Origin of the sequence: Reichenbachiella sp., from assembly GCF_965223055.1 — a bacterium.
Classification (GTDB): Bacteria; Bacteroidota; Bacteroidia; order Cytophagales; family Cyclobacteriaceae; genus Reichenbachiella.
This window is the reverse complement of the sequence record NZ_CBDCVM010000011.1, coordinates 368,798-381,832: the sequence shown is the minus strand read 5'-3', so window position 1 is coordinate 381,832 and position 13,035 is coordinate 368,798. Positions and strand designations below refer to the sequence as shown.

Sequence of the window (13,035 nt, the reverse complement as noted above, 5' to 3'; positions counted from 1 at the left end):
ATATGAAGATGACAGTACTTTATGTAGATGATGAATCTATTCCTAGAATCATATTTGATAAAATATTTGGGTCAAAATATAACACGCTTATGGCTGAATCAGGCCCTGATGCTTTAGAGAAATTAGCAACTCTGGAAGACGACTTGACTGTGGTGATTACAGACATGAGAATGCCTGGCATGGATGGAGTAGACTTCCTCACCGAAGCACACAAAAAATATAACAATCTGGCTTGTTTCATTTTGACCTCCATGGATGAGGATGAAAAAATCCTTCAAGCCCAAACAGATCATTTAATAGAGAAGGTTTTTCATAAACCACTGAATGCTTCTGAAGTAGAAGCTGCTATTGAAGAGGCAGTGAGTCGGGTGGCTTAATGTTCTTACCGACTTTCTACAAACCTTTTAAAATTCTCTAACCATCGTTTGACAGGCTTTTTGTAAAGGCTTGGTACCAGTATAGCCATCAGGCGAGGCATTACCCAGTTGATGCGTGTATATTCAATGAAACTCCTGTATTCGGTTCGACCATCGTCCAATGGAGTGAAGGTACATTTCATGGTGTTGTCCATGTGTTCATGATGATAGTGGGCTTCGAAGGTATCAGGTAGATTGTTTGCAGTAATGGTTTCTATTAACTCCATCTTTTGACCATTGTGTTCATAAAGCATATTTGATACCGCACCATTTTCACCCGCTGTTCCACTTACCAATTCTTTGCTTACAAATCCTTCCTGATATTCTTTAAGATAAGTCGGATCGGCAAAGTACTTAGCTACTATATCCAGTGGTTTGTCGATGATTAGAGTCGTTTCAATTTTCATGTCTTCTAGTTAAAGCTATACAAGTTGACTTTTCTCAAGGTTAGTTAAAGATAAGTATGAAGCCGGTGGATTTGTCCAGATGTGGTTGAATTTTCGTAGTGAGAGAATAGGTATCTCTACCTATTGTAACTAATTATTAAGATTTATAACTTCAGTTTAACCTTTGCAGCTTTTGAGATATGGAATTTTGTTAAATTAAAAACACCTAACCATGCTTAGTAACAGACCCCAGTCTATTGATGTTTTTGAACTCAAAAGTTACATGATTGAAGAAACCTCAACAACACCCTTTGCCGGTATCTCAGTGATTGATAGTTCATTTCTACTCCAGGGACACGTCTTTCTTTCGTTGAAAATGGCCACTTTTAGAAGCCAGGTTGAAGACTTGCTAATTTCCTTCTATAGAAGAGGAAATCAATTGAAAAAAATTAGAATAGATCTTGAAATAATGGAGACAGGTTCTGTTGGTTGGATGTACCAAGTCCTTGCTTTAATATGGAATAATCGAAGGACATCGGATGAGATGGAAATTATTTGGTATTATGACCGTTCACGCATGGATGGATTACAGGAAGGAAAAAAAATTAGCGAACGGTCGGGAATTCCTATGACGTTTATCTCTAAAGACTAAACCAAGTATGAACTTCTGAGTAGATATTCATTGATGGAAGTATTTTGTAGTTTTAATCGACTACTTTTATTTACTATTAATAATGATACTCAAAGATGACATACAAATATTTAGCACTTGGGGACTCATATACCATTGGTGAAGCAGTAGCTGCGGACGAAAGATGGCCACATATCCTGCAAGGCAGATTAATAGGCGATGGTATCAAAGTCGAATTACCAAGGATAATTGCCACCACTGGATGGACTACGGACGAGTTACAAGCCGCCATTGATAAGGAAAAACCAGCCAAGAACTACGATTTAGTATCCTTGCTGATTGGTGTAAACAACCAGTACCGTGGTTATCCCATCGATCAGTACAAAAAGGAATTTGAGTCGTTACTTCAGCAAGCCATTGCTTTCACTCAAGATAGAGCAGACCGAACCTTTGTGCTTTCCATTCCAGATTATGGAGTTACCCCTTTTGCAGCTGAGAAAGACCCATCAAAAATCGGCAGAGAGCTAGATGAATATAATGCTGTTGCCAAGAGTATCTGCGGCAAGTATGAGGTGGCTTTTGTAGACATTACACCAGGTAGTAGAAAAGCAGCGAGTGATCCTACTTTGGTGGCTGAAGATGGCCTACATCCTTCTGGTAAAATGTATAAAGAATGGGTAGATGCGTCTTACCCAATAGTGAAATCAATGTTAGAAAATTAGATTGGTACTATTCTAAGATTATATATTCATATTCGACTTGAAAGGGGAGTTGCCTTTCAAGATTTGAAGAGATTAATTACATAAATCAGGAAATATTATCCATTTTTGAGGGTTAGTGATTGTATCCACCTAATCCCTAATTGAATAAAATTTGTGAGGAGAACTAGTTTTCCTATATTGTTTGTGTTGTGCCTTGTTTTTTACGCTTGTAAAGACAACGTGGTATGCCCTGCTTTTCAGAGTACATATATTCTGGATGACTCGATACGTCTGGCCAAATACTCCTATTTTGCGAATGACAGTACCCCAAAATTTGCTTCCGCTTCAAGACGAAACAAGTATGGTGTAAACAAGAAAACCAGTTTGTTTCGCAAGAATTATGAGCTCATGACAGCTCCTAAGAAGAACGTATTAGCTCCGGTTCCTGAAGATACTTCAGAGCTAATCATAGATCAGGGCGAATTTTTAGCTGAAGATTTTGTAGATACAGATACACTAGGCACTGATTCCTTATCAGCTGCACCTTTGCTTGCCCAAGTGGAGGAAGAGCCAGAGCCGGAAGGCCCAAGGTATAAGTATCGATATGAAGAAACCGCTGCACACAATCAAGAGCAGGTGTATTACAATAAGTATTATGGCGAACTATTTATTGACAATCGCCCGCCGCCATCCGAAGAAAAATTAGCAGAAGAGGCATTGCAAGAATCTGACACCACGCAAGTGAAAAAAGGTTTGGGTGGATTGTTTAAAAAGAAAGATAAGAAACAAGCTGAACCTGAAAGTGCAGAAGAGGAAACAGTGGAACAGGAAGCAGCAGTAGAAGAGGCTCAAGAAGAAATACCTGTTGAGTCCGAAGAAGATGGGCAGTAGTCCATCTGATTTTCATTAATTTCCCATTCTTTTATATCATTTTTTCGTAGCGTACATTATGCTAGATAATCCCATGCCCTTAGCGGAAAAGTTGAGACCCCAGACTTTAGATGAACTGGTGGGTCAGGATCATTTGAAAAACATTCTGAAGCGAGCCATCAATTCAGGAGCCGTGCCGTCTATGATTCTTTGGGGACCTCCAGGTGTGGGCAAAACCACCATCGCCAACATAATTGCGAATTCGGCCAAGATGCCGTTTTTCACTTTGAGTGCGATTAGTGCCGGAGTAAAGGATATCCGTGAAGTCATCCAAAAATCAAGACTTGGATCAAAAGCGATTCTGTTTATAGATGAGATCCACAGATTCAACAAAGGCCAGCAAGATGCCCTTCTCGGGGCGGTGGAAAAGGGCCAGGTGTCACTGATCGGTGCAACTACAGAAAATCCAAGCTTTGAAGTCAACGCGGCACTGCTCTCAAGATGCCAGGTGTATACTTTGAATGCTTTGGCTAAGGAAAACCTAACTGAACTGATCGATAAGGCACTGAACCATCCGAATGTTTTCAAAGACAAAAAGGTGGAGATCAAAGAGGATCAGGCTTTGATGCGCCTGTCTGGAGGTGATGGACGTAAGCTGTTGAATCTGCTGGAGCTTGTTGTAGACTCCTTGGACAAAAAAGCCGTGGTCACTAACGAAGTGGTGACTGAAATAGCGCAAAAAAAAGCGGCCATCTATGACAAAAGCGGAGAGATGCATTACGATATCATTTCCGCGTTTATCAAGTCGATCCGAGGGAGTGATCCCAATGCAGCAGTGTATTATCTAGCACGAATGATCGAAGGAGGAGAGGATGTAAAGTTCATCGCCAGACGGCTGTTGATCTTGGCCTCAGAGGATATTGGCAACGCCAACCCCACCGCTTTGGTCATCGCCAATAATGCATTTCAGGCCGTGAATGTTATCGGCTATCCGGAGTCGAGAATCATACTCAGCCAGTGCGTGACGTACCTGGCATGCTCGGCGAAGAGCAATGCCTCCTATATGGCGATCAACAAGGCTCAGCAGTTGGTTAGGGAGACGGGAGATTTGTCCATACCATTAGGCATCCGCAACGCCCCAACTAAACTGATGAAAGAAATCGGGTATGGTGAAGGCTATAAGTATGCTCACGATCATGCAGGTAACTTTGTCGATTTTGAATTTATGCCTGAAGAACTGAAAGGCAAGACCTTATTTGAGCCTGGTCGAAACCCACGAGAAGACGAAATGCGCAAAAAGCTCAAAGCACAGTGGAAAAGTAAGTATGGGTATTAATAAGCGATTTGAAGGATAGTATAAAGGTTGTTTTGATACCCTTTATACTATCTTTAGAGTTGTTTTAATTTTAATCTGTTGGCTTACTTTTCTACCTCTTTCATCATGAACACTGGATTCATTCTGTTGGGTACTGCATTTTTGTTATTCGCCCGGATTACTTGTTCTGTAACTCCATAATAGCGTAGTGTAAATGTAAAATCTTGACCTTTAGTGTTAATGTTATTTCTTGCATCCTCTCCACAGTTAAAAGATATAGTCACGGTATTGTCTGGATTTACTTCCCACGTGTTGCTATTAATGTTTTCAATATCTTCATCTTCAAATAAGTATCGTTGTGAATCATATACTGTGATCGAAGTGAAATAAACTGATTCAGGATTCATGAATGTAGTCGTATAGCTCTTAGTGCCATCAAATACCCTAGAATTGCTGTACAGATTAGATTCATAGGCAATAGGTGAGGCTCCTCCCCATCCTAATGCACATTCTAAATTCCATTGATGTCGGTCTGTTACCTCCTTTTCATTTCTTGGAAACGTGTAATAGAAGGCTTTTCCTTGTACTTCATTTCTTAATTCTGCAGTTTTTGCATCTACCTCTTCAAAATTATAATTTGGTACTTTGTAATCTCCGGATACTAATCCCCACGTAGTTAATTTATCTTGATTAGCTCGAGCTGTTTCAAGTCCCTTTTCTAAACCACTTCTAAAAATTAAAAATGCATGTGTAGTACCATCTGTTTGATCTATATCTAGGGCATGTTTCCCTTTAGTTACGATGTAATGTTGCCCGTGTCCGTACTGATCAACGACCTGTACTGAAGTATAGACTTCCACATTTTCTGGTATTTCAAATGAGATTTTGCCGTCGACAACTCTGGTTATAGCAACTGAATACAAACAATCATGGTTCATTTGAACGGTAGGTGCGGATTTACCACGTGGGGCCTTAATACGAAGATGTGTAATTCCTTCGTTTGCTCCTTTAACCATCCAATTTCTGAAATTTTTGGCCGTTTCAGCATGAGCATAATTTTCATCAGTTACCGCAATGACATTTCCTTCTTGAAATACGGCCTTGCCGCCGTTTTTCTGATAGGCGATTGCGCTCTCTACTATTTTCGAAGGAGTAACATTTTCAGTGCTCGATTTTTTTTCTTTTGAATTATTTTCTGTTTGGTTACATGATGCTAGCGAAAGTATAAGAATTGTTACCAGAGCCAATTTTTGAATGTGCATTTTATTCTAGATTTTATGATTATATGTACTCCTCAGAGTGGCAGGAGTTGTTTATTCCTCAATTTATAAAAAATAGATAATACGCTTGTTATTGAAAATGAGAAGACCGCCTCTCCAACATCACAGTATCCCGCCACACCCCATGCTGCTGCGCGATTTTTTCTCTGCGACCTACGAGTCGGAAACCCAAGCTTTCGTGTAAACGAACACTGGCTTCATTTTCAGGGAAGGTGACCGCTTGTAGCATCCAGAGGCCTGTAGTTTCGGATTGTTGGATGAGTTCGGACAATAGCTTTTTGCCAATGCCCTGACCTGCAAGCTTCACATCAATATAGATGCTCACTTCAGCCACGCCACTGTATACGGGTCTTTTAGAGACGGGGGACAGCGCGGCCCAGCCTTGTATGGAGCCCTCGCCGTCTTTAGCAACAAGTCTTGGTGTTGTGAGGTGACCTTGATCCCATGCTTCCCAGGATGGCGTTTGAGTTTCGAAGGAGGCCTGATCAGTGTCGATACCATCCTGATAGATTTTTTCTACCTCTGGCCAGTCACTCGGTTGCATGGGAGTGATGATCATAGTCCCTTGTCAGTCACAAATTTCTGTGTGAATTCCTTAATCATTTTTTGAGTGGATCTGAAACTGTCCAGAATCTCCTCTTCTGTCCCTGTGGCTTTGGCAGGGTCTGGGAAGTTGAAGTGTACACGCTCCCCCTCTCCTGGAATATGAGGGCAATTTTCAGCAGCATGATCACATACTGTGAGGATATAATCGAAATCTAATTCCAGATACTCGGTAATGTTGTTAGATGTGTTTTTTGAGATGTCTATACCATCTTCAGCCATGACTTTGATGGCTCTGGGGTTTACACCATGCGTTTCTATACCAGCGCTATACACTTTGAGTTGGTCTCCTGAGAAATGTTTGAAATAACCATCGGCTATTTGACTTCTACAGCTATTTCCGGTACAAAGAATGATAAGGTTTTTCATTTGATTGTTTTATTGAATGATAGGGTTGTTGTCAAATGAGAATTGTGGCTCAATGTAATGAGCCACAATTTTAAGTAATTAACAGCATTGTTTTGCTCCTGATGTTAAACTTGGTTTGCAAACTGTTGGTTTTGCAAATAATTCTAGTCTGATTTTTCCATCGGCGAAAAGAATGTCTTCTACACTAAAGTTCGAAGTTCTGATTTCCTGATCTCCATATTCGAAGAAAATCTCAGTGTCGCCGTTGATCGGTTTCAATTTTTCTACTTTATTGAAAATGTCCAGTGCTTTGCCTGCTGTCCAGGGTTTTCTCATTTCTTCTAAGGGGTTGACCATCAGTTGTACGATGGTTTGTTTGTAGCTGTCAGGGTTTCCACCACAGTCTACGGATTCAATGCTCACATTTTTCACTTCTGTAATGTGAAAGGTGGGCTTAACAAATTTTCCTTTTTCGATTTCGAACTCTAATCCCAACTCAGGATTCTCTTCAAGGATGCTTAAAAATTCTGACGTTTTCATATTCATTGTAAAATTACGATTAAATTAATCATATAATCGTAAAAATACGATGAAGGTTGCATTTATTTTGAAATAAAAAAAAAGAGGCTGTCACAAAAGTCTTGAATGCGTCTTCACGAGCGGAATGAAGTGATCTTATGCCCATTTAGGGACTAATATTAAGATTGCTTCATATTATTCGCAATGACGGAAAACTTTTGTGACAGCCTCCGTTTTAGGAGATCAGGATTTTACTATTTAATCATAAACTCCACCTGTGTTTGATCCCATGCAATTGAGACTTTCCCTGAATCTGTAGCATCTATCACAAAACTTTCCACTACTTCATCTAAGTTGATTACAGGTACATTGAATCGACCAACATCTTTGCTTTTGTCATATTTATAAGCACCCCATTGTTTAGGTTCAGAATTGATAATAATGGTCCATTCCTTTTCATTCGGAATGGTGAACAAAGCATATTTACCTGCCTTAACATCCAGATCACCAATTTTTGCATCTTTGGACAGCTCAATGGTAGTTGCTTCGTTGGCACCTGTCCTCCATACTTTCCCCAATGGCTCTAAGCCGCCAAATATTACTCTTCCTTTTTTAGAAGGGCTGCTGTAGTTGATGGTGATCTCATTCCCATTCACAGTAGCTTTAGATACTTTGGGAGGGCTGGCTTTTTGTTGTGCATACAGGCTGGAAGTGCTTATCAGGCAAGCAATTATAAAACTTGTAGCAATTGTTAATTTATTTTTCATATGTTCAAGATTTTTGTTTGGTTTGAAAACGGATTTAAGATGACTTAAGTTCGTATTATTTTTTTAATCAGAATTGGTTCAATGCTAGATTATTTTCCAAATTCTCAGAATTTTAAATTAAATTGACGGTCTGATTATCCACCACCTCTAATAAGTATAATGACGAAACAAATTAAGGTTCTTATAATTGATGATGACGAAATCAACAATCTGATTTGTACTAAGGTGATCAAAGATTATAACCCTGAGATGCTGGTCGAATCTTTGACAAGCTCGACCAAAGGGCTTACTCATTTAGAGGATTTGGTGAAGAACAATCCTGAAGATTTGCCTGATGTCATTCTATTGGATATTAATATGCCAACGATTAGTGGTTGGGATTTTATCCGAGAGTATCGCAAGATGATGACGGCGGTAGAAAGCGAAAAGATTAAACTTTTTGTATTGACTTCGTCACAGTATTATCAAGATGCTGAGTTGGCTGATCAATACAGAGAGGTTCAAAAGCTATTTACGAAACCTTTGACTTCAGATATTCTAAAGGAAATAGATACTTATCTAAACTAACGGATCTTTAGTTCACTCAGTGATTTTATGAAATTCGAAACGACTTCACCCTTCTGTAGGTGACGTCCTTCTTTCACTTTCCAGTCTCCATTTACTATGGTTCCCTTGAAGTGAGAACGATCTCCGCTGTATACCAAAGTAGATAAAATATGTTCGGAGCGACTGGTAGCGATGAGTGGAGCCTGAGCATCGACCACTACGGCATCCAGAGGCTGACCCACTGCAAAGTAATTCTTATTACCATTGCCCATGGCTTTTCTTCCTGCTTTTAGGGCCATATCCACTCCGAATAAACCCGTGTCTCCATTCGAACTAGAAATAAACTGATTTCTACGATGCGTAGTCAATCGCTGACCATAGTCTAGAATTCTGAGCTCTTCCAAAGGATTGAGTCCAATATGACTATCTGTACCAATCGACCATTTACCACCTTGCTGCTGGAAGGATTGAAGTGGGAAAATGCCGTCGCCCAGGTTGCCTTCTGTAGATGGGCATAGTACAACATGCGCACCTGATTGTGCTATGCCAGCAACTTCTGAGTCGCTCAGATGTGTGGCGTGTACCAAATGAAAGTTGTGGTTAACGTCAAATGTATTCAAGAGCCACTCAACAGGCCTTTGTTCATAAAAGTCCAGGCAGTCGGTCACTTCTTTGAGTTGCTCTGCTATGTGGATGTGAACAGGTAGGTTTTTAGCTTCGGCAAAGGCTGCGCTGATAGATTCTTTGTCGACTGCACGCAGTGAATGGATGCCTAAACCAACATTAGCTTTTGAGTAAGACTCGGAGGCTTTCTCGGATGAGATCAAAAGTTCCAGGTAATCCTGTGCGGAGGCTGAGATAAACCTTCTTTGTTTTTCTACAGGATCTTGGCCAAATCCTCCTTTTTGATAAAAAATAGGGACAAGGGTAATGCCAATACCCGCTGTTTTTGCTGCGCTGATCAGTCGCTCGCCCATTTCCGCATGATTGGTATACCTTTTTCCATCTTTGTCATGATGTACATAGTGAAATTCGGCCACATGGGTGTAGCCATGAGAAAGCATTTCCACATACAGCATGGTCGCAATGTGCTCGAATTGGTCGGGATCCAAAGACAGGGCGATGTTGTACATGGTTTCTCTCCAACTCCAGAAATCATCCTGCGAGGTAGGGTCGGGGTGAATTTCTGCCAGCCCTGACATCGCATACTGAAAGGAGTGGGAGTGTGCATTTTGAAAGCCTGGAATAGCATAGCCATTCACATATTCTGTGACTGCTGCTGATTCGGATTGGGATAAGCTGTAAATATTTCCATCAGCGTCTAGTTCCACGTAAGCCGGACATAGCCAGCCGTTATTTGTCAACAGACCTTCAAACTTCAAAACTTTACTCATTGGTTCATTTGGTTTAGTGTCTGGATGAGAGATGTGAAAAGCTGTCTCAGATCTTTTCTCACCATCTCGGCTCTGGCATTATCGTATTGGGTTTCGCTATCGTCCATATAAACGGTTTTGGCCATTTCCAGCTGAAGTGCATGGATGTTTTTTTCTGGATCACCGAATGTTCGAGTGAGGTTACCACCTTTGAATGGATGATTGTGCTTGAATGAGTAAGAAGTATTGGACAAAACCTCCGTGGCCGTCTGGATTATATTGGTATCTGCAGCTTGTCCATCTGCATCTCCCAAAATCAAGTCGGGAAATTTTTCAGCTCGGATCCCTGGTACATGTTGGCGAATGGAATGCGCATCAAAAAACAACACATGCTTGAATTGCTTCTGAAGTTTCGTCAGCTCCAGACGAATCTGGTCATAGTATGGATTATAATAACTACTGATTCGCTGGTTGATTTCTTCCTGGTTAGGTCCTTCGTTCAAGTAGATGCTTCTATCATTGAAATTGGTGGTCGGGCAAAGCGCGGTGATCACTCTGCCATCGTTGTAGAGCGGTTTGCTCTCCGCATTTCTATTCAAATCAATCACCCAACGACTGTACTTAGCTTTGATCATTTTGATGCCCAATTCTCCTACAAAGTCATAGAGCTGATCCACAAACCAGTCGGTGTCATCTATCGCAGCGATCATTTCCGGATCGTATTGATCTCGAATAGAATCGGGGATTTCGATACCGCAGTGCGGGACACTTACTAGTATGGGCACTTGATTTTTGGTGGGGTCAATGATTTTAAAAGCCATAGGCGAAGTTAAAATTTTTGGGGCGGTTATTATAGTGCTCAATTCCAGTTTACTTATCGCTTAATACTTTTTGATCTTATAAATTTGTAACTCAATTAGAGGAATATGATCATATTAGATAATGCTGTTCTTTCCGATGATATCAAAGAAAGACACTTTGTATGCGATTTGAATAAATGTCATGGCGCTTGCTGTGTAGAAGGGGACTTGGGTGCACCGCTCGAGGAAGATGAGTTGCCCAAGCTAGAAGAAGTGCTTGAGGCAGTCAAGCCTTATATGTCTAAGGAAGGGCTTGCTGTACTGGAAAAGGAAGGCAGCTATATTCTGGATGAGGAGGGAGACTACTCTACTACAACTATTGGTGGAAAGGAGTGTGCATTCGCTATATACGACGAGCAGAATATTCTAAAGTGCGCCATCGAACAGGCCTATTTGGACGGTAAAACCAAATGGAAGAAGCCCATTTCCTGTCATCTTTATCCGATAAGGATAACGAAATATGATCATTATGATGCACTGAACTATGATCAGTGGGACATCTGTGATCCGGCTTGTAAGTTAGGCGATGAGCTGAAGGTGCCTATTTACAAGTTTTTGAAAGAGCCGCTAATTCGCAAATATGGAGAAAAGTGGTATGATCAATTAGTTAAAGAAATCGAAGGTTAGAGTTTTTCTTGGATTTTTATTTTCAGTTGACTCCCTGTTTTTTGAATTGTATTTTCATGGCTCATCAAATCTTCTTTTAGCAAACGAATGATAACCATAGAGTCAATAAATTTGGTGTTTGAGGTTGTGTTAAAAATTGTTGCAGTTATGTGATGACAGAATTGGTTGTATAAGTCTATGTCTTCATAATAGGCTGAGATTTGACCTAATAATTCACTATCCATATTAGTCAAAACATTGCTGATTTTAGCGGATTCGTAGGCAGATGCATGCAATGGATAAATTTGAGTTCCTTTCCATTTTGGAATTTGACGCCAGCCTCCATTGATTAAAAATGGTCTCATGAGTGTGTTTTGATCGCTATTTTTTACAATGCTATCTACAACATGAGTAATGGTGTCGTGGTATGGAATTGTATTTTCCAACCAATTACCATGCTCTTCGATTTCTATTAGGATTTGTTCTAATGCAAACTTTTGTTCATTCGAAGCTTTTCTGTCAGAATTCCATTCATTGAGCATCATCCCCAGAAATACACCAAAAATTACGATGGTGATTTGAATTAAGTACTCCCAAATTTTGTGTTTATTCATGAGATGAAATTAAGTAAAAAATGGGGAATAAGTGGCTTATACTACTTTCTTGCCTTTAATCAATTCAGATTCGAGTATCTGGCTCATCTCAATGATGATGGCATCGAGTTCCTCAGAAGAAATTTTTAGTTTTTCGATCAGCTCCATTTTACTTTGGATATCTTGCTCTTGAATAATGATAGACATCAAACCTTGCATGCGGCTCAGTGGAGCTCTTACTTCATGTGAGTTGAGATAGGCGTATTTGAGCATCTGCTCATATTGGTCTTGTACCTTCTGGGTTCTTTCTTTCACCAACTGATCCAAATTTTCATTCATACTTTTCAATTCGTCATTGGCCTCAGCAAGCGCACTAGTCTTATTGTTAACCGTGATAACTAAGTTCTTTTTGTGATCCTCCAACGACCTTCGCATTTCGAGCTGAATTAAAAATATACTGCTGACCAGTGCAGTACTGGTAAGTTCAAATTGTATGGTAGATATAATCGACACATAGCTATTAATCATACCAACATCCTGGTTCATGCCAAGGAGCTCATTTGCAATAACCAATGTCGGAATTAGTAGTACGTAGTAATATATGATAGTAAAGATTATCCAGACAGTACCTAGCGCATAATGATTGTAGTTGTAAGATTTAATTTTCTATAAACGTAGAAGCCAATGAGCAAAGCAACGGCGTGCATGACAAATGTGTTTATCATGGCATTTGGTGGTGTCACCGTGGACGTAATCATCGAAACAAGAATGATATACATGGGGTGCTTTAGGTAGAATAAGCTTATAAGAAGGGGAATCTCCCGAAAATCACTTCCGGCACCTTCTATCCCTGGCAAGAGTAGCCTCACTGACCCAAATAGTGCCGAAAGAGTACCAAAAAGCAAGGCATAGCCCAATTGTTTGACAATTGGATTTTTAATTTCAATGGATGGAATCTGCATATTGATGTATGTAGACTTTACACAATAAACAATATACAAAAAAACTGGTTATATCACCAGTGACACTTCTTACGACCGTACAGGCATTAAAACGTTATTTGCAATCAATCTTTCATTTACTTATTTTCGGAGAAATTCAGATTGGGAAAATTAATTATGATGAAGCGAACCAATATGTGCAACGCCCATCTGAAAAGCACAGGATCTTGGTTCAACCTGCTTATTTCACTTGTAGAATGATGGGCTGAAGAGTTATTGA

General features: G+C 40.1%; 18 protein-coding genes. 7 read left to right on the top strand and 11 right to left on the bottom strand.

The annotated features are described in order from the left end of the window. The first annotated feature begins 8 nt into the window (after positions 1-8). Entirely contained in the window at positions 9-377 is a 369-nt protein-coding gene (locus tag ACOQO5_RS13035) for a response regulator (RefSeq protein WP_420582127.1), read from the top strand. Positions 378-382: 5 nt separating this feature from the next. On the opposite strand, the gene ACOQO5_RS13030 is transcribed toward ACOQO5_RS13035, so the two are convergent. Continuing rightward, the gene (locus tag ACOQO5_RS13030) at positions 383-823 is read right to left on the bottom strand and encodes an SRPBCC family protein (RefSeq protein WP_420582126.1); all 441 of its coding nucleotides are present in this window, start codon (positions 821-823) and stop codon (positions 383-385) included. A gap of 211 nt (positions 824-1,034) precedes the next feature. Between ACOQO5_RS13030 and ACOQO5_RS13025 the strand changes: the two genes are divergently transcribed. The 4 genes from ACOQO5_RS13025 (at position 1,035) to ACOQO5_RS13010 (ending at position 4,340) form a co-directional block, all read left to right on the top strand. Then, positions 1,035-1,454, top strand: a complete 420-nt coding sequence (locus ACOQO5_RS13025) for a SiaC family regulatory phosphoprotein (protein ID WP_420582125.1) — start codon at positions 1,035-1,037, stop codon at positions 1,452-1,454. A 95-nt stretch (positions 1,455-1,549) separates the two neighbouring features. Then, positions 1,550-2,155 (top strand): SGNH/GDSL hydrolase family protein, encoded by a 606-nt coding sequence (locus ACOQO5_RS13020; protein ID WP_420582124.1) that lies wholly within the window; start codon positions 1,550-1,552, stop codon positions 2,153-2,155. Positions 2,156-2,308: 153 nt separating this feature from the next. Then, the gene (locus tag ACOQO5_RS13015; protein WP_420582123.1) at positions 2,309-3,025 is read left to right on the top strand and encodes a hypothetical protein; all 717 of its coding nucleotides are present in this window, start codon (positions 2,309-2,311) and stop codon (positions 3,023-3,025) included. A gap of 58 nt (positions 3,026-3,083) precedes the next feature. Then, positions 3,084-4,340, top strand: coding sequence for a replication-associated recombination protein A (locus ACOQO5_RS13010; RefSeq protein ID WP_420582122.1), 1,257 nt, complete (start codon positions 3,084-3,086; stop codon positions 4,338-4,340). A gap of 83 nt (positions 4,341-4,423) precedes the next feature. On the opposite strand, the gene ACOQO5_RS13005 is transcribed toward ACOQO5_RS13010, so the two are convergent. The 5 genes from ACOQO5_RS13005 to ACOQO5_RS12985 form a co-directional block, all read right to left on the bottom strand. Continuing rightward, the gene (locus tag ACOQO5_RS13005) at positions 4,424-5,581 is read right to left on the bottom strand and encodes a DUF1214 domain-containing protein (protein ID WP_420582121.1); all 1,158 of its coding nucleotides are present in this window, start codon (positions 5,579-5,581) and stop codon (positions 4,424-4,426) included. Between the two features lie 88 nt (positions 5,582-5,669). Beyond that, positions 5,670-6,143 carry a GNAT family N-acetyltransferase gene (locus ACOQO5_RS13000; RefSeq protein WP_420582120.1) on the bottom strand — a complete coding sequence of 158 codons (474 nt, stop codon included), beginning with the start codon at positions 6,141-6,143 and terminating at the stop codon, positions 5,670-5,672. 11 nt (positions 6,144-6,154) lie between these two features. Beyond that, on the bottom strand, positions 6,155-6,571 hold the full coding sequence (locus ACOQO5_RS12995) for an arsenate reductase ArsC (RefSeq protein WP_420582119.1): 417 nt from the start codon (positions 6,569-6,571) through the stop codon (positions 6,155-6,157). Between the two features lie 78 nt (positions 6,572-6,649). Continuing rightward, positions 6,650-7,090 carry a DUF6428 family protein gene (locus ACOQO5_RS12990; protein ID WP_420582118.1) on the bottom strand — a complete coding sequence of 147 codons (441 nt, stop codon included), beginning with the start codon at positions 7,088-7,090 and terminating at the stop codon, positions 6,650-6,652. Between the two features lie 233 nt (positions 7,091-7,323). Further along, positions 7,324-7,836 carry a DUF2911 domain-containing protein gene (locus tag ACOQO5_RS12985; RefSeq protein ID WP_420582117.1) on the bottom strand — a complete coding sequence of 171 codons (513 nt, stop codon included), beginning with the start codon at positions 7,834-7,836 and terminating at the stop codon, positions 7,324-7,326. Positions 7,837-7,995: 159 nt separating this feature from the next. Here ACOQO5_RS12985 and ACOQO5_RS12980 point away from each other — a divergent pair, with 159 nt between their 5' ends. Continuing rightward, complete coding sequence (locus tag ACOQO5_RS12980; RefSeq protein ID WP_420582116.1) at positions 7,996-8,403, top strand: response regulator; 408 nt, start codon at positions 7,996-7,998, stop codon at positions 8,401-8,403. On the opposite strand, the gene hutF is transcribed toward ACOQO5_RS12980, so the two are convergent. Beyond that, positions 8,400-9,776 (bottom strand): formimidoylglutamate deiminase, encoded by a 1,377-nt coding sequence (gene hutF, locus ACOQO5_RS12975; protein WP_420582115.1) that lies wholly within the window; start codon positions 9,774-9,776, stop codon positions 8,400-8,402. The two genes, ACOQO5_RS12980 and hutF, sit on opposite strands and share 4 nt — an antisense overlap. After that, complete coding sequence (locus ACOQO5_RS12970; protein ID WP_420582114.1) at positions 9,773-10,576, bottom strand: N-formylglutamate amidohydrolase; 804 nt, start codon at positions 10,574-10,576, stop codon at positions 9,773-9,775. The genes hutF and ACOQO5_RS12970 overlap by 4 nt, the downstream gene beginning before the upstream one ends. A gap of 105 nt (positions 10,577-10,681) precedes the next feature. Between ACOQO5_RS12970 and ACOQO5_RS12965 the strand changes: the two genes are divergently transcribed. Beyond that, entirely contained in the window at positions 10,682-11,242 is a 561-nt protein-coding gene (locus ACOQO5_RS12965) for a DUF3109 family protein (protein WP_420582113.1), read from the top strand. On the opposite strand, the gene ACOQO5_RS12960 is transcribed toward ACOQO5_RS12965, so the two are convergent. The 3 genes from ACOQO5_RS12960 to ACOQO5_RS12950 form a co-directional block, all read right to left on the bottom strand. Continuing rightward, complete coding sequence (locus ACOQO5_RS12960; RefSeq protein ID WP_420582112.1) at positions 11,239-11,835, bottom strand: hypothetical protein; 597 nt, start codon at positions 11,833-11,835, stop codon at positions 11,239-11,241. The two genes, ACOQO5_RS12965 and ACOQO5_RS12960, sit on opposite strands and share 4 nt — an antisense overlap. Before the next feature lie 36 nt (positions 11,836-11,871). Continuing rightward, positions 11,872-12,360, bottom strand: a complete 489-nt coding sequence (locus tag ACOQO5_RS12955; protein WP_420582111.1) for a hypothetical protein — start codon at positions 12,358-12,360, stop codon at positions 11,872-11,874. A gap of 83 nt (positions 12,361-12,443) precedes the next feature. After that, positions 12,444-12,776 (bottom strand): hypothetical protein, encoded by a 333-nt coding sequence (locus ACOQO5_RS12950; RefSeq protein ID WP_420582110.1) that lies wholly within the window; start codon positions 12,774-12,776, stop codon positions 12,444-12,446. Between the last annotated feature and the right edge of the window lie 259 nt (positions 12,777-13,035).